The organism is Streptomyces sp. NBC_00582, assembly GCF_036345155.1.
GTDB lineage: Bacteria > Actinomycetota > Actinomycetes > Streptomycetales > Streptomycetaceae > Streptomyces.
In genome coordinates this window covers 5,169,255-5,185,047 of the sequence record NZ_CP107772.1, presented here as the reverse complement: position 1 = coordinate 5,185,047, position 15,793 = coordinate 5,169,255, and the positions used below count along the sequence as shown (strand labels likewise).

General features: G+C 69.0%; 15 protein-coding genes and 1 tRNA gene. 11 read left to right on the top strand and 5 right to left on the bottom strand.

All coding sequences use genetic code 11. The features are described 5' to 3' along the window. Positions 1 to 72: 72 nt before the first annotated feature. Both OG852_RS23030 and OG852_RS23025 read right to left on the bottom strand, forming a co-directional pair. Positions 73 to 1,767, bottom strand: coding sequence for an RICIN domain-containing protein (locus tag OG852_RS23030; RefSeq protein WP_330348831.1), 1,695 nt, complete (start codon positions 1,765 to 1,767; stop codon positions 73 to 75). 388 nt (positions 1,768 to 2,155) lie between these two features. Continuing rightward, positions 2,156 to 2,509, bottom strand: a complete 354-nt coding sequence (locus OG852_RS23025) for an ASCH domain-containing protein (protein WP_330348830.1) — start codon at positions 2,507 to 2,509, stop codon at positions 2,156 to 2,158. A 237-nt stretch (positions 2,510 to 2,746) separates the two neighbouring features. Here OG852_RS23025 and OG852_RS23020 point away from each other — a divergent pair, with 237 nt between their 5' ends. From OG852_RS23020 to OG852_RS23010, 3 genes are all read left to right on the top strand, one after another. Further along, positions 2,747 to 2,926, top strand: a complete 180-nt coding sequence (locus OG852_RS23020; protein ID WP_330348829.1) for a hypothetical protein — start codon at positions 2,747 to 2,749, stop codon at positions 2,924 to 2,926. A 339-nt stretch (positions 2,927 to 3,265) separates the two neighbouring features. Next, on the top strand, positions 3,266 to 3,652 hold the full coding sequence (locus OG852_RS23015) for a type II toxin-antitoxin system RelE/ParE family toxin (protein ID WP_133912159.1): 387 nt from the start codon (positions 3,266 to 3,268) through the stop codon (positions 3,650 to 3,652). Continuing rightward, complete coding sequence (locus tag OG852_RS23010; RefSeq protein ID WP_133912160.1) at positions 3,649 to 3,987, top strand: XRE family transcriptional regulator; 339 nt, start codon at positions 3,649 to 3,651, stop codon at positions 3,985 to 3,987. The genes OG852_RS23015 and OG852_RS23010 overlap by 4 nt, the downstream gene beginning before the upstream one ends. Before the next feature lie 75 nt (positions 3,988 to 4,062). Here the strand turns inward: OG852_RS23010 and OG852_RS23005 are convergent. Then, a tRNA-Gly gene (locus tag OG852_RS23005) sits at positions 4,063 to 4,136 on the bottom strand. 509 nt (positions 4,137 to 4,645) lie between these two features. Here OG852_RS23005 and dcd point away from each other — a divergent pair. Genes dcd through OG852_RS22990 form a run of 3 tightly spaced genes read left to right on the top strand, consistent with a single transcriptional unit; the run spans position 4,646 to position 6,454 of the window. Further along, positions 4,646 to 5,221, top strand: coding sequence for a dCTP deaminase (dcd, locus tag OG852_RS23000; RefSeq protein WP_133910848.1), 576 nt, complete (start codon positions 4,646 to 4,648; stop codon positions 5,219 to 5,221). Positions 5,222 to 5,231: 10 nt separating this feature from the next. Continuing rightward, entirely contained in the window at positions 5,232 to 5,747 is a 516-nt protein-coding gene (locus tag OG852_RS22995; RefSeq protein WP_330348828.1) for a phosphoribosyltransferase, read from the top strand. Beyond that, complete coding sequence (locus OG852_RS22990) at positions 5,744 to 6,454, top strand: AAA family ATPase (protein ID WP_133910846.1); 711 nt, start codon at positions 5,744 to 5,746, stop codon at positions 6,452 to 6,454. The genes OG852_RS22995 and OG852_RS22990 overlap by 4 nt, the downstream gene beginning before the upstream one ends. A gap of 106 nt (positions 6,455 to 6,560) precedes the next feature. On the opposite strand, the gene OG852_RS22985 is transcribed toward OG852_RS22990, so the two are convergent. Both OG852_RS22985 and OG852_RS22980 read right to left on the bottom strand, forming a co-directional pair. Next, on the bottom strand, positions 6,561 to 7,574 hold the full coding sequence (locus OG852_RS22985) for a YIP1 family protein (RefSeq protein WP_330348827.1): 1,014 nt from the start codon (positions 7,572 to 7,574) through the stop codon (positions 6,561 to 6,563). 170 nt (positions 7,575 to 7,744) lie between these two features. Next, complete coding sequence (locus OG852_RS22980; protein ID WP_133910844.1) at positions 7,745 to 10,024, bottom strand: heterodisulfide reductase-related iron-sulfur binding cluster; 2,280 nt, start codon at positions 10,022 to 10,024, stop codon at positions 7,745 to 7,747. Positions 10,025 to 10,242: 218 nt separating this feature from the next. Here OG852_RS22980 and OG852_RS22975 point away from each other — a divergent pair, with 218 nt between their 5' ends. From OG852_RS22975 to OG852_RS22955, 5 genes are all read left to right on the top strand, one after another. Then, a complete protein-coding gene (locus tag OG852_RS22975) occupies positions 10,243 to 11,493 on the top strand; it encodes an MraY family glycosyltransferase (protein WP_133910843.1) in 1,251 nt (416 codons plus the stop codon). Between the two features lie 95 nt (positions 11,494 to 11,588). Next, a complete protein-coding gene (dnaK, locus tag OG852_RS22970; RefSeq protein WP_133910842.1) occupies positions 11,589 to 13,424 on the top strand; it encodes a molecular chaperone DnaK in 1,836 nt (611 codons plus the stop codon). Then, positions 13,421 to 14,080, top strand: coding sequence for a nucleotide exchange factor GrpE (gene grpE / locus OG852_RS22965; protein WP_133910841.1), 660 nt, complete (start codon positions 13,421 to 13,423; stop codon positions 14,078 to 14,080). Before dnaK ends, grpE begins: the two co-directional genes overlap by 4 nt. A gap of 42 nt (positions 14,081 to 14,122) precedes the next feature. Then, on the top strand, positions 14,123 to 15,295 hold the full coding sequence (gene dnaJ, locus OG852_RS22960) for a molecular chaperone DnaJ (protein WP_330348826.1): 1,173 nt from the start codon (positions 14,123 to 14,125) through the stop codon (positions 15,293 to 15,295). A gap of 5 nt (positions 15,296 to 15,300) precedes the next feature. Next, entirely contained in the window at positions 15,301 to 15,762 is a 462-nt protein-coding gene (locus OG852_RS22955; RefSeq protein ID WP_133910839.1) for a heat shock protein transcriptional repressor HspR, read from the top strand. Positions 15,763 to 15,793: the final 31 nt, after the last annotated feature.

The window sequence follows — 15,793 nt, the reverse complement described above, 5'->3', positions numbered from 1 at the left end:
AGCCCGACGAGGATGACGAAAGGCGCCCCCATCGACGAGATGGGGGCGCCTTTCGCTGTCTTTTGTCTGCCGCTACTTGAGCGGTGTACCGCCCGCGTTGTGGTAGGCGATCGTCTTGTTGATCAGGTTTCCGCCGTCGGACTCGACTGTGGTCTGTTCGTCCTGCCCCGGACCGAAGAACAGGCCGGCGACGTGGGCGTTCGCGACCTGGTCCATGTGGGCGAAGAACCAGTCCACCTTGTCGTCCTTGTAGTGGTTGCGGGTGTTGTTCTGCGCCATGTTGCCCACGGGGATCTGCCACAGGACCACCGGCTTGCCGACGGACTCGGCCATCGTCTTGTAGAACTTCAGCGCGGCGGCGGCCTTCTGGTCGTTCCAGAACTTGTCGAGGCCGCCGTGGGCCGACTGCGCGTACCAGCCCGCGTCGCGGTCCGACACATCACTGACCAGGAAGTCGGCGTTCCGTGCCCCGAGGTCCGTGTAGTCCTTGACGCACTTCTGGAGGTTGCTCTCCCAGTCGAAGCAGGAGAGGTGCAGCCCCACGCCGGCGTTCGGCGCGTACTTGCGCGTCATCTGCATCAGGCACTGGGCGAGTCCGGCGGCGCTGTCCTCCTGCGATCCGCAATCGGTCGGATTGGCGGCCGAGACCTGCGCGGGAACCTGGTGCAGATTGCCGAGCGACCGGGCGAAGCCCCAGAAGTCGGGCTCAAGGTCGATCGCGTCGTGCGACGTGCCGATCTTCTGGAGGAAGAAACGGTAGTCGTTCAGGTACCGGGTGAGCAGGTCACGCCTGTTGATGGCCTTGACCTCGCCCGGACCGTCGCCCTCGCCTGCCGCGTCCCCGAGGTCGCGCAACGAGTACCAGGTCCAGAGCATCTTCTGCGGACGCGAGCCGCCCTTGTACGTCGCGTGGGCCGCCACGTCGTCCCGCCAGGTCACGTACGTGCCGGGCGCCGTGGTGCTGCCGTTCCAGCAGCTCCACCAGCCCGACCACCCGTCCTTGCAGCGCGCTGCCGTGTAGTACTCCGACGAAGGCGCGGGCTGGCTGTGCACATAGGCGTAGCGCATGTCGAACGGCGCGGCGGCCGCGGAGGCGTCGGACATCGAGCCGCCGATGAGCACCTTGTCACTGCCCATGAAACGCTGCGTCGAGCTGCCGCCACCGGCCGCGGGCGACGAAGACGAGGACGAAGGCGACGGTCGCGTGTCGCTCGGAGCCTGGCTTGCGGGAACGCCGCTGCCCGGCGCGGTGGGCGTACCGGCGCCGCCGACACTCCCGGCCGGGACGAGCTTCCACTGCTGATCGGCACCGCCCCGGTCGCGGTTCTGGACGACGTTGCCCCCGTTGGCCTTGGCGGCCTTGTGGACACCGACAGCCATGCCGCTGAAGCGATTGACCAGACGCACGTAGCCGTTCGACGACTTGGCCAGTTCGAACTGCTGGTTGGTGGCGTTCAGGTCTTTCCACTGCACGATGGCGGAGCCGGCGGTCTTCGACCAGCCGAGGTCGTCCAGCACCTTGCCGGAGGTGCGGTTCTGCAGCCGGTAGTACCCGTCACCCGCCTCGATGAACCGCCACTGCTGGTTGGCCCCGCCGTGGCGCGCCCACTGCACCACCGCCGCGCCGTCGTTCTTGGCGGAGCCGCGGTCGTCCAGCACCTTGCCGCTGTTGCGGTTGACCAGCACGTACCACTTCTTCGGATCCAGGGTTTTCTGCTGCGCCGAAGCCTGGCTGACCACGACAGCCGAGCCGGCCACGACCACCATGGCGAGACCCGCCCAGAGACCCCGACGCGCGAGCAACCGACGGCCACGATGCTTCGGGCGACCACCGCGCGCGCCGCCGTCGGCACGGTGGCCGCCGCCGTGGGACGCCACCGATGACGTGGGTGGACCGGGGACATGTCTGTGCTCTCGTTCCGGGGACATGTCTGTGCTCTCTTTCAGCTATTGCATCTGACCGGACCACTTGGCCGGACACCACTGAGTGGTCCGAGAGGCCGAAAAGGGTTGCCGCCAAGAGCCACCGACTTTTTTCGCCTTGACCGCCGCAGCTTGTACGAGCCTCACTCACCGGCCAAAGGCCGGCGGTGGTGCTGATCGAAACCGACTTCGCCGAGTGGGTCGGGAGCGAAAAACCTCGGCTGGTTCGGCGTCAGCCGAGACGCCCGATCTCGATGGCGAGCGCGCCCAGGGCTTCCTTGTCCGCCGGGTAGATGGCCCGGATGTTGGCAAGCTGCTCGTCGCGGGTGGCGGTGGGGTCGATGTCGGCTGGTCCTTCGCCGTCGAGCAGGGTCTCGAAGTCGGGGTACTGCGTGACCCGCTTGACCGCGACCTCGCAGGTCTCGTCGGTGCCCTTGATGCGGAAGCGGATGGTGTCTCCGGCTGTGAGATCGGCGAGGTGGGGGTATTTCACCCGTACCTCGATGGTCTTGGTACCGGCGGCGACGAGGTCGAAGTACCGGCGGCGGAGGTTGAGTTCACGGAGACGGCTGGTGGCTTCGGTCATGGGGCGGGAACGCTCCTGGGTGCTGGTGCGGCGATCAGGCGGCCGATCTCGCCTGCGGAGTACGAGCGGAAGAAGTGGCGTGGGTCGGACAGCGGGGTTGAGGTCAACGTCAGCAACTGGTCGGCGTACTCGGTGACGGTGCCGGGCCATTGCCGGGTGTCGAGCATTCAGCCGTCGCGGTCGGGTCGGAAGGCGGGGTAGAGGCGCGCGTCGGATGGCGCTTCGTGGCAGACGGCCGTGACGTACGACTGCTGGAGCCAGTCATCCATCACCGCCAGGCCCGGTGCCACGAGTCATGAGTTACTGATCTATCAGCACTCCGACGAGGAGCGGCAGCGTGACGTGGCGGCCGGGCTCGACGACATGGTCCGTTACGAGCGTGCGAAGCACCTCAAGGCCAACCGCACACCGGTCTAGACAACAAAGAACCCCCGGGCCTCTGACCTGGGGGTTTCTGCTGGAGCGGGTGACGAGAATCGAACTCGCGCTCTCAGCTTGGGAAGCTGCGGGCATTTGGGGGCCGTTGCGGATCTGACCTGGGCGAACGGTAGAACTGGGGCCTCTTCGGGTTCGGCCGCTTTCCCCGTGATTCCCCGCTGTTCCCCGCTCGATCTGGTGCGCCTGTGGTGCACCGGGCCTGTGTCTCGTCGATACCCGACCCTGACAACCCGGCGAACGCCATCTCCAGCCTCGTGCCCGCCCAGGTCGGCCGTCGGCCTGGCCGGCCACCCGGGCCATGTTAACGCTTGCATTAACATGGCTCCCGTGGCTCAATGGGAAGTGGTTCTCGTCGGGGAGGTCGCGGCATGGTTCGAGGCACTGGCAGAAGAGGACTGGGACAGCGCTGAACAGGTAGAGGACGCCATCGACATGCTGGCGGCCACGGGCCCAACGCTTGGCCGTCCGCTCGTCGACCGGATCAAGGGTGCCGAGAACCATCACCTGAAGGAGCTGAGGCCCGGATCATCCCGAAGCAGCGAGATCCGGATCCTCTTCGCCTTCGATCCGGTGCGCCGGGCAGTGCTCTTGGTGGCCGGCGACAAGGCCGGAAACTGGCAACGCTGGTACGACATCAACATCCCGATCGCCGAGCAGAGATACCAGGCACATCTGGCTGATCTTGAAAGCAGGGAGTACGAATGAGCACTGTCGGCTGGGAGGAGACCAAGCGCAAGGCGCGCGAGCGGCGTGCGGCCGCTGGGCTGCCGGTGCGGTCGGATCAGGAAAAGCAGGCGGCCATGAACAGGCTGACCGCGGAAGTGCGCGCTCACAAGCTCGCGGAGGTCCGGCGTGAGCAGGCGCTGACTCAGCGCCAGGTGGCCGCATCGATGGGGGTCTCAGCACCTCGGGTCTCCGCGATCGAGCATGGTGAGCTGGATCGTGCGGAAGTCGCGACCCTGCGTGCCTACGTGGAAGCACTCGGCGGTCGCCTGCGCGTAGTCGCAGACTTCGGGGATGCGGAGTACACCGTCGCCTGAGACGTTTGCCGCCAGTCAGCCGCCAAAACTCTCGGCAGCCAACGAGGCCCGGGTCACTGACCCGGGCCTTCTGCGTGGAGCGGGTGACGAGAATCGAACTCGCGCTCTCAGCTTGGGAAGCTGATGTTCTACCATTAAACTACACCCGCGTAAGACGCCGGTCAGGGCCGGTGTCCGATTGCCCCGTCACTGTACAACATCCCGGGCCCCCGGCGCTGAAGCCGAGGGGTCCGTGTGTGTTTCAGGGGGTGGGATCCGGCTGCGGGTGGCCGGAGTTGGGGCGTACGGTGGGGGTGCCGAAGTGGGGTCGGGCGGGGTCGGAGTGCCGCCTGGAGGGTCTTCCCGTTCGTCCCGTAATGTGGCTTTCGTTGTCCGGCGAGCAGCAGCCGGACGCGGTTCTTTGGGGAAGGGACTTCAGGACTTGATGGAGCGCACCGTCGTCCGTTGTGCCGATGGGCACGTGTTCAGCACCGCTTCGTTCCCGATGCAGCAGGCCGACCGGCTCGGCCCCGGGCGGCTCGTCCGGTGTCCCCGGTGTGCCCGGCTCCGCAGTGCGGTGCCGGTGGTTCTCGAGAAGCGTTAGCGGTTCGCACAGCAGCGGTCTGACGCGCGGAGTCCTGATGACCAGGGCTCCGCGCGTCTTGCGTATCCTCGGGGAGTGCTTCTCTCAGACAAGGACATCCGGGCCGAGATCGACGCCGGGCGGGTACGGATCGATCCCTACGACGCATCCATGGTGCAGCCGTCGAGCATCGACGTACGGCTGGACCGTTTCTTCCGGGTGTTCGAGAACCACCGGTACCCCCATATCGACCCCTCCGTCGAGCAGGCGGATCTGACCCGGCTCGTGGAGCCGGAGGGGGACGAGCCGTTCATCCTCCATCCCGGTGAGTTCGTGCTCGCGTCGACCTACGAGGTCATCACCCTCCCCGACGATCTCGCCTCGCGACTGGAGGGGAAGAGTTCCCTCGGGCGGCTCGGGCTGGTCACGCACTCCACCGCCGGGTTCATCGACCCGGGGTTCAGCGGGCACGTCACCCTCGAGCTGTCCAACCTCGCCACGCTCCCCATCAAGCTCTGGCCCGGTATGAAGATCGGACAGCTGTGTATGTTCCGGCTCAGCTCGCCGGCCGAGCACCCGTACGGCAGTGAGCAGTACGGCTCCCGTTACCAGGGCCAGCGCGGGCCCACCGCCTCGCGGTCCTTCCTCAACTTCCATCGGACCCAGGTCTGAGGAGGAGGGGATGAGCGACGCGGTGGGCCGGGAGAACCTCAGCTACGAGCAGTTCGGCGTCGCCGTGCGTGAGCTCGCGCAGGCCGTCGCCGACGACGGGTACGAGCCGGACGTCGTGCTCAGCATCGCCCGTGGCGGGGTCTTCGTCGCCGGCGGGCTCGCCTATGCGCTCGACTGCAAGAACATTCATCTCGTCAACGTCGAGTTCTATACCGGTGTGGGGGAGACGCTCGACATGCCCGTCATGCTGGCTCCCGTGCCCAACGTGATCGACTTCACCGACAAGAAGGTGCTGATCGCCGACGACGTCGCCGACACCGGCAAGACGCTCAAGCTCGTGCACGACTTCTGCCTCGACCATGTCGCCGAGGTGCGGTCCGCCGTCATCTACGAGAAGCCGCAGTCCCTGGTGAAGTGCGAGTACGTCTGGAAGCGCACCGACGCCTGGATCAACTTCCCGTGGAGTGTCCTGCCGGTGGTGCGCAAGGCGGGGGAGCCGGTCACTCCGTCCCCCGAGGCCCGGTGATCATCGAACGTGCGTATGCCCATGCCCCCGGCCACGACGGCGACACCTGGCCCTGGTCGGTGCCCTGCGTCCGGCAGCTCCTCGGTGAAGGGCTGCGTTTCACCGCTGCGGTGACCTTCCTGGTCGGCGAGAACGGGTCCGGGAAGTCGACCCTGGTCGAGGCGCTGGCCGAGGGCTTCGGTCTGGACTCCTACGGCGGCTCCCACGACTGGCGCTACGCCTCCCCGCGGGGCAAGTCGGTGCTCGGCGAGCGGATGCGCTTCGACGCCGGCCCGCGGGGGCGCCGTATGCTCACCAGCTGGTCGGCGCGCAAGGGCTTCTTCCTGCGGGCCGAGACCGCCCTGGACGCCCTCGACCGGGAGGGGTTCGCGCCGGACTCCGTCAGTCACGGCGAGGGCTTTCTCGCGGCGTTCCGCGGCAAGTTCCTGCACGCCGGGCTCTATGTGCTCGACGAGCCGGAGGCGGCCCTCTCCTTCTCCTCCTGCCTTGAGCTGGTCGGCCACATCCACCGGTTGGCCCAGCAGGGCGGCCAGGTCATCTGTGCCACGCACTCCCCGCTGCTGACGGCCCTGCCGGGCGCGGACATCGTCGAGGTCGGCGAACACGGCCTGCGGAGGGTCGAATGGCGGGAGCTCGGGATCGTGGATCACTGGCGCCGCTATCTCGCCGACCCGCACGCCTATCTGCGGCACATCCTCGAGCCGTAGGAGCGACAGAGGCCATGGGGAAGCGAGCAGGAAAGAAGAGGGCTCCCGTCCGCCCGGACGGGAGCCCCTCGTGTCTCTCAGCCGCGGTCGGCGTCGCCGTCGCAGCTCAGAACGTGCCCAGCTTCACGATCGACAGCAGTGCGACGAGCTGGATCGCGGACGCGCCCAGCGCCTTGGGCCAGGGCAGGTCGTGGGAGCGGCTGACCATCAGGGTCAGCAGGGCGCCGGCCGCCACCCAGGTGGCCCAGCCCAGGAGCTGGACGAACGACGCGTCGCCGCCGAAGAACATCGCCACGACCAGACGCGGCGCGTCCGTCAGGGACATGATCAGCATGGAGAGGCCGACCGTGGGCTGCCACGCCCCGTCGCCGCCGAGCTGGCGCGCCAGGGTGTGGGTGACCACGCCCAGGATGAAGGCGCTCAGCACCATCGCCACCGCCGTCGTCAGGACGATCGGGATCGCGTTGGAGAGCGTGGCGTTTATGGCGTCCGAGCGGGTGTCGTCGAAGCCGAAGACCGCGAGGAGGCCGTAGAGGAAGGTCACGATGAGGGCGGGGCCCCACATCGTGTAGTCCCGCATCTGGAGGAAGGTCTGGTTGGGGGACAGGACGATCCCCCGCAGCAGGTCCTTCCAGTGCAGACGCGGGCCGACCGGGCCCGAGGGGGCGGCGGCACCGGCGTGGTAGGTCTCGCCCTGGCTGTACTGCTGGTGGTCGTCGACCGAGAACGCCTGCGTGTGCCCGGGGTTGTTCGCCGCGTACGGGTCGTGCGGCGCGCCGCCGCCGAAGTACTCCGGCTCGTCACGGCCGTCGCCGTTGCCGTGCGGCGGCCACTGGCCGCCCCCGCTTCCACCGCCGTACGGCGGCTGCTGGCCGCTGCGGTACTGCGGGGGGTTCGGCTGCCGCGCCGGCTGCGGGTAGCCGTACGACGGCGTCGAGGGTTGCCCCTGCGGCACCTGCTGCCCGTACGGAGGGTGCTGCGGTCGCGCTTGGGGGGCGCGGCCATCACGGCCGCCACGTCCGATCCTGAATCCAGCCACGTCGTCGAACGTACCTGGTCTCGGAGGGTGACGTGCCGGGGCGGGCCTCCGGGGCCTCCCTTTGCTGCCGAGCTGTGACATCCCCTAAGGGATGTGAGGAAGCTGTGTCAGTGGTTCGTCCGGGGCACCCGGGCAACCCCCTGGGGGGTAGGGGGAGTCCGCCCGCGGCACCGACCAGGTGTACGGAAACGGCGGCGCCCCCGGGCCGGGAAGGGCCTGGGGGCGCCGCACGCTCGTGACCGATGCCGGAATCACTTCACCGGGGCCGGCTCCGGTTCGTTCTCCGTCTCCGCCTCGCCCGCCGGGGGCTCGTCGTCGGTGACGGGGGTCTTGACGGACTCCAGCAGCAGCTGGGCGACGTCCACGACCTGGATGGACTCCTTGGCCTTGCCGTCGTTCTTCTTGCCGTTGACCGAGTCGGTGAGCATGACCAGGCAGAACGGGCAGGCCGTGGAGACGATGTCGGGGTTCAGGGACAGGGCCTCGTCGACGCGCTCGTTGTTGATGCGCTTGCCGATCCGCTCCTCCATCCACATCCGCGCGCCGCCGGCGCCGCAGCAGAAGCCGCGCTCCTTGTGGCGGTGCATCTCCTGCTGGCGCAGGCCCGGGACGGCGGTCATGATCTCGCGCGGGGGCGTGTAGATCTTGTTGTGGCGGCCCAGGTAGCAGGGGTCGTGGTAGGTGATGATGCCCTCGACCGGGGTCACCGGGATCAGCTTGCCCTCGTCGACGAGGTGCTGGAGCAGCTGGGTGTGGTGGATGACCTCGTAGTCGCCGCCGAGCTGGGGGTACTCGTTGCCGATGGTGTTGAGGCAGTGCGGGCAGGTCGCGACGATCTTCTTGGCCGACTTCGGCTTCTTGGTCGCGGGGTCCTCGTCGTCCTCGCCGAAGGCCATGTTCAGCGCGGCCACGTTCTCCATGCCGAGCTCCTGGAACAGGGGCTCGTTGCCGAGGCGGCGGGCGGAGTCACCGGTGCACTTCTCGTCGCCGCCCATGATCGCGAACTTGACGCCCGCGATGTGCAGCAGCTCGGCGAAGGCCTTGGTGGTCTTCTTGGCGCGGTCCTCCAGGGCGCCGGCGCAGCCGACCCAGTAGAGGTACTCGACCTCGGAGAGGTCCTCGATGTCCCGGCCGACGACCGGGATCTCGAAGTCGACCTCCTTGGTCCACTCCAGGCGCTGCTTCTTGGCCAGGCCCCAGGGGTTGCCCTTCTTCTCCAGGTTCTTGAGCATCGTGCCCGCCTCGGAGGGGAAGCTGGACTCGATCATGACCTGGTAGCGGCGCATGTCGACGATGTGGTCGACGTGCTCGATGTCCACCGGGCACTGCTCGACGCAGGCGCCGCAGGTGGTGCAGGACCACAGGACGTCCGGGTCGATGACGCCGTTCTCCTCGGCGGTGCCGATCAGCGGGCGCTCGGCCTCGGCCAGCGCTGCCGCGGGCACTCCGGCGAGCTGCTCCTCGGACGCCTTCTCCTCGCCCTCCACGGTCTTGCCGCCGCCCGCGAGCAGGTACGGCGCCTTGGCGTGGGCGTGGTCCCGCAGGGACATGATCAGCAGCTTGGGGGAGAGGGGCTTGCCGGTGTTCCAGGCCGGGCACTGCGACTGGCAGCGTCCGCACTCGGTGCAGGTGGAGAAGTCGAGCAGGCCCTTCCAGGAGAACTGCTCGACCTGGGAGACGCCGAAGACGTCGTCGTCACCGGGGTCGGTGAAGTCGATGGGCTTGCCGCCGGAGGTCATCGGCTGAAGGCCGCCGAGGGCCGTGCCGCCGGTGGCCTCGCGCTTGAACCAGATGTTCGGGAACGCCAGGAAGCGGTGCCAGGCCACGCCCATGTTGGTGTTGAGCGAGACCACGATCATCCAGATGAACGAGGTGCTGATCTTCACCGTCGCGGTGAGGTAGATCAGGTTCTGGAGCGTGGTGACGCCGAGGCCCTTGAAGGCCAGGACCAGCGGGTACGAGGCGAAGTACGCGGCCTCGTAGTGCTCCACGTGGTGGATCGCGCCCTCGAGGCCGCGCAGGGTGTAGATGGCGAGGCCGATGGTGAGGATGACGTACTCGACGAAGTACGCCTGGCCCGCCTTGGAGCCGGCGAAGCGGGACTTGCGGCCCGGGCGCGAGGGCAGGTTCAGCAGGCGGATCGCGATGAGGACGGCGATGCCGAGGATCGTCATCACGCCGATGAACTCGATGTAGAGCTCGAACGGCAGGAAGCCGCCGATGACGGGGAGCGTCCAGTCGGCCTGGAAGAGCTGGCCGAAGGCCTGCGCCAGGGTCGGCGGCAGCGTCAGGAAGCCGATGGCCACGAACCAGTGGGCGAAGCCCACGATGCCCCAGCGGTTCATCCGCGTGTGGCCGAGGAACTCCTTCACGAGCGTGACGCTGCGCGCGTAGGGGTTGTCGGTCCGGGCGCCGGCCGGAACCGGCTGGCCCAGTTTGAAGTACCGGACGAACTGACCGATGGCGCGTGCGAGCAGCGCGACGCCGACCACGGTCAGGACCAGCGACACGATGATCGCGGCGAGTTGCATGAGGGGGCTCCTCGGGCCTGCGAGGGGTCTTCGGGAACGACTTCGGGAAACGGCTTCCCGAAATTACTAAGCGGTAACTTATGCAGTCCGTCTGAGACTACCCCTATCCTGCGCCGCACTGTAGCGGGCGGTGAGGTGATCTGGATCGCTGAGGGTCACCTCAGAGTCTGACCGTGTTATTCGCAACAAATTGGTACATTTGTTACTAACTTATATCCGTGCTCTACGGGATCGCCGCCGCCACCGCCGCCCTGCTGCTCTCCGCCGTGCTCGCCGCACTGCTGCGCGTGCCCGCCCTGCGTCTCGGGCTGGTCGAGCGGCGGCAGCGACAGCGGCGGGTTCCGCTGTCCGGGGGGCTCGCCGTCGTCCTCACCACCTGCCTCGTCGTCCTCGCCGGGGACCGCTGGGGGTACGCCCCGCTCGGCGACGGCATCGGCGCGCTGCTCCCCGCCGCGGGCGCCCTGGCGGGGCTGGGGCTGGTCGCGGACGTGTGGCGGCTCAAGGCCCGCTTCCTCGTGCTCGGTACGGCGGTGGCGGCGGCCTTCGTCGTCCCCTACGGCGACACCGGGCCCTGGGCCGGGGCGCTCGCCGTCGGGTGGATCACCTGTGTGGCACTCGCGTTCCGGTCCCTCGACCACGCGGACGGGGTGGCCGGCACGGTCGGGGTCGTCACCGCCTTCGGGGCGGCCGCCTGCGCGGCGGTGGAGGTGCTGGACGGGGTGGCCGTCCTGCTGAGTGTGCTCGCCGCCGCGCTCACGGGCTTCCTGATGCACAACTGGCCCCCCGCGCGCGTGGCGCTCGGCGCGTGCGGCTCGCTGTTCGCGGGGTTCGTGCTCGCCGCCGCCGCGGTCACGGTCCGCGCGGGCGGCGGCGCGGGCGAGGGGGCGGGCGTGCTGTTCGCCCTCACGGCGGTCGCCGCGGCCGACGCCGTCCTCGTCGCCGTGGCGCGGCGGCTGGCCGGGCGGCCCCTGCTGCGCGGCGGTCCCGACCATCTCGCGCACCGGCTGCGCAGGCTCGGGCTCACCGCGCAGGGCGCGGTCGTGGTGATCGGTGCGGCGGCCTGCGCCGGGGTGCTCGTCGGGGCGCTCGCGCACACGGGGTGGATGGGGCCGCGGGCGGTGTGGTGGGTGGCCGGCGGGGTCCTGGCCGTCGTGCTCGGACTGCTGCGGGTGCCGGTGTACGGGCCGCCACGCGCGCGCAGGGGTGCGTACGACGCCGTACGCGCGCGTGGGGAGGTGTACGGCGCCGTACGCGCGCGTGCCGCTCGGCGGGTTCCCCGGACCGGTGCTCGCCCGGGGCCGCGTCCCGAACCGCGTCCCGGACCCCGGCAGGGGGCCCGGCGGGCGGCGGTGTACGGCCCCCGGCGTCAATCCGAGTCCGCTGTGCTCCCCCCTGAATCGGGTGATCGTCGAGGTGGTGGCGATGCGTCTGTGCAGGTCAACGGCTTCTTGCGTGTAAGGAACGGATAAGAGTTGAGCCGGTGTGACTCAGGTCTGTTGACCGAGCGGTGAGGCTCGTGCACACTTGAGTCCGTTCCACTCAAGTCAGCTGGAGGAAGATCACCATGGCACGTGCGGTCGGCATCGACCTGGGCACGACTAACTCCGTCGTCAGCGTTCTTGAAGGCGGCGAGCCCACCGTCATCACCAACGCAGAGGGCGCCAGGACCACGCCGTCCGTCGTCGCCTTCGCCAAGAACGGCGAGGTCCTCGTCGGCGAGGTCGCCAAGCGTCAGGCGGTCACCAACGTGGACCGCACCATCCGCTCGGTGAAGCGCCACATGGGCACCGACTGGAAGATCGAGCTCGACGGGAAGCCCTTCAACCCGCAGCAGATCTCCGCGTTCATCCTGCAGAAGCTCAAGCGCGACGCCGAGGCCTACCTGGGCGAGAAGGTGACCGACGCGGTCATCACCGTCCCGGCCTACTTCAACGACTCCGAGCGCCAGGCCACCAAGGAGGCCGGTGAGATCGCGGGCCTCAACGTCCTGCGCATCGTCAACGAGCCCACCGCCGCCGCGCTCGCCTACGGCCTCGACAAGGACGAGCAGATCATCCTCGTCTTCGACCTCGGTGGCGGCACCTTCGACGTGTCCCTCCTGGAGATCGGCGACGGCGTCGTCGAGGTGAAGGCCACCAACGGTGACAACCACCTCGGTGGTGACGACTGGGACCAGCGTGTCGTCGACTACCTGGTGCAGCAGTTCAAGGCGGGCCACGGCGTGGACCTCGCCAAGGACAAGATGGCGCTGCAGCGTCTGCGCGAGGCCGCCGAGAAGGCGAAGATCGAGCTGTCCTCGTCCACCGAGACCTCGATCAACCTGCCGTACATCACGGCGTCCGCCGAGGGCCCGCTGCACCTGGACGAGAAGCTCACCCGCGCCCAGTTCCAGCAGCTCACCGCGGACCTGCTCGAGCGCTGCAAGACCCCGTTCCACAACGTCATCAAGGACGCCGGCATCTCGCTCGCCGAGATCGACCACGTCGTCCTCGTCGGCGGCTCGACCCGTATGCCCGCCGTCGCCGAGCTCGTCAAGGAGCTGACCGGCGGCAAGGACGCCAACAAGGGCGTGAACCCGGACGAGGTCGTCGCCATCGGCGCGTCCCTCCAGGCCGGTGTCCTCAAGGGCGAGGTCAAGGACGTCCTGCTGCTCGACGTCACCCCGCTGTCCCTCGGTATCGAGACCAAGGGCGGCATCATGACCAAGCTCATCGAGCGCAACACCACGATCCCGACCAAGCGGTCCGAGATCTTCACCACGGCCGAGGACAACCAGCCGTCCGTGCAGATCCAGGTCTACCAGGGCGAGCGCGAGATCGCGGCGTACAACAAGAAGCTCGGCATGTTCGAGCTGACCGGTCTGCCGCCGGCCCCGCGCGGTGTCCCGCAGATCGAGGTCTCCTTCGACATCGACGCCAACGGCATCATGCACGTGACCGCCAAGGACCTGGGCACGGGCAAGGAGCAGAAGATGACCGTCACCGGCGGCTCCTCGCTGCCGAAGGACGAGGTCGACCGCATGCGCCAGGAGGCCGAGCAGTACGCGGACGAGGACCACCGCCGCCGCGAGGCCGCCGAGGCCCGCAACCAGGGCGAGCAGCTCGTCTACCAGACGGAGAAGTTCCTCAAGGACAACGAGGACAAGGTCCCCGGCGAGATCAAGACCGAGGTCGAGGGTGCCGTCGCCGAGCTGAAGGAGAAGCTCAAGGGCGAGGACACCGCCGAGATCCGCACCGCCACCGAGAAGGTCGCGGCGGTCTCCCAGAAGCTCGGCCAGGCCATGTACGCCGACGCCCAGGGCGCCCAGGCCACCGCCGGCGGTGCCGGTGAGGCCAAGGCCGACGACGACGTCGTCGACGCCGAGATCGTGGACGACGAGCGCAAGGACGGTGCCGCGTGACGGAGGAGACCCCGGGCTTCGAGGAGAAGCCCGACGTCCCCTCCGGCGCCACCCCCGACGACGCCGAGCCGAAGGCCGCCGCCTCCGAGGAGGGGGCGGCCCCGGCCGGGGACGCGAACCAGACCGCCGGACTGGTGGCCCAGCTGGACCAGGTGCGCACCGCGCTCGGTGAGCGCACCGCGGACCTCCAGCGCCTCCAGGCCGAGTACCAGAACTACCGCCGCCGGGTCGAGCGCGACCGGATCGCGGTCAAGGAGATCGCCATCGCGAACCTCCTGACCGAGCTCCTGCCCGTGCTCGACGACATCGGCCGCGCGCGGGAACACGGCGAGTTCGTCGGCGGCTTCAAGTCCGTGGGCGAGTCGCTGGAGACCGTCGCCGCCAAGATGGGCCTCCAGCAGTTCGGCAAGGAGGGCGAGCCCTTCGACCCGACGATCCACGAAGCCCTGATGCACTCGTACGCGCCCGATGTCACCGAGACGACGTGCGTGGCGATTCTGCAGCCCGGGTATCGGATCGGCGAGCGCACCATCCGCCCCGCGCGGGTGGCCGTCGCCGAGCCCCAGCCCGGCGCCCAGGCGGCCAAGGCCGAGTCCTCGGACGCGGCCCCGGCCGAGGCGGCGGACGAGAAGGACAACGGCCCTGAGGAGGGCTGACGTAGACACGGAGCGGATCACCGGAAAGGGGGCGCGTCGAGGATGAGCACCAAGGACTTCATCGAGAAGGACTACTACAAGGTCCTCGGCGTCCCCAAGGACGCCACCGAGGCCGAGATCAAGAAGGCGTACCGCAAGCTCGCCCGCGAGTTCCACCCGGACGCCAACAAGGGCAACACCAAGGCGGAGGAGCGCTTCAAGGAGATCTCCGAGGCGAACGACGTCCTCGGTGATCCCAAGAAGCGCAAGGAGTACGACGAGGCACGCGCCCTGTTCGGCAACGGCGGCTTCCGCCCCGGGCCGGGCGCCGGCGGCAACTTCAACTTCGACCTGGGCGACCTCTTCGGGGGCGGCGCCCAGGCCGGGGGCTCCGGCGGCTTCGGCGGCGGCATCGGGGACGTCTTCGGCGGCCTGTTCAACCGGGGCGGGGGCGGTACGACCCGCACCCAGCCCCGGCGTGGCCAGGACATCGACACCGAGGTCACCCTGACCTTCACGGAGGCCATCGAGGGCGCGACGGTTCCGCTGCGCATGTCCTCGCAGTCCCCGTGCAAGGCCTGTTCCGGCACCGGCGACAAGAACGGCACACCGCGCGTGTGCCCGACCTGCGTCGGCACCGGCCAGGTGGCCAGGGGCTCCGGCGGAGGGTTCTCCCTCACCGACCCCTGCCCGGACTGCAAGGGCCGCGGTCTGATCGCCGAGCACCCCTGTCTGGAGTGCAAGGGCAGCGGCCGCGCCAAGTCGTCCCGGACCATGCAGGTCCGTATCCCGGCCGGGGTCACGGACAACCAGCGCATCCGGCTGCGCGGCAAGGGCGCGCCGGGCGAGCGGGGCGGTCCGGCCGGCGATCTCTACGTCGTCGTCCATGTCGGCGCCCACCCGGTGTTCGGCCGCAAGGACGACAACCTGACGGTGACGGTGCCGGTGACGTTCGCCGAGGCGGCCCTGGGCGGGGAGATCAAGGTCCCCACCCTCGGCGGCCCGTCCCTGACCCTGAAGCTGCCGCCCGGCACCCCCAACGGCCGCACCATGCGGGCGCGGGGCAAGGGCGCGGTCCGCAAGGACGGCACCCGCGGGGACCTGCTGGTCACCGTCGAGGTGAGTGTGCCGAAGGACGTGTCGGGGAAGGCTCGTGACGCGCTCGAGGCGTATCGCGAGGCGACCGCGGACGAGGATCCGCGGGCGGAGCTGTTCGAGGCCGCGAAGGGAGCCTGAGAGTGATGGACGGCCGTCGACGCAGTGACAGTTTCCGTGGGCCGTACGAACTGACCGAGGAGACCCCGGTCTACGTCATCTCGGTGGCGGCCCAGCTCTCCGGCCTGCACCCGCAGACGCTGCGCCAGTACGACCGGCTCGGCCTGGTCTCCCCGGACCGCACCGCGGGCCGGGGCCGCCGTTACTCGGCCCGCGACATCGAACTGCTGCGCACCGTCCAGCAGTTGTCGCAGGACGAGGGCATCAACCTGGCCGGCATCAAGCGGATCATCGAGCTGGAGAACCAGGTCGCCGCCCTGCAGTCCCGGGTCGCCGAACTCCAGGACGCCCTGGAGGGAGCGGCGGCGGCGATGCAGCAGCGCGAGGCGGCGGTCCACGCCTCCTACCGCCGGGACCTCGTCCCGTACCAGGAGGTCCAGCAGACCAGCGCGCTGGTGGTGTGGCGCCCGAAGAAGGCCAAGGACTGACCGACGGCCCCGTCAGAGGGGCGTCGTACGA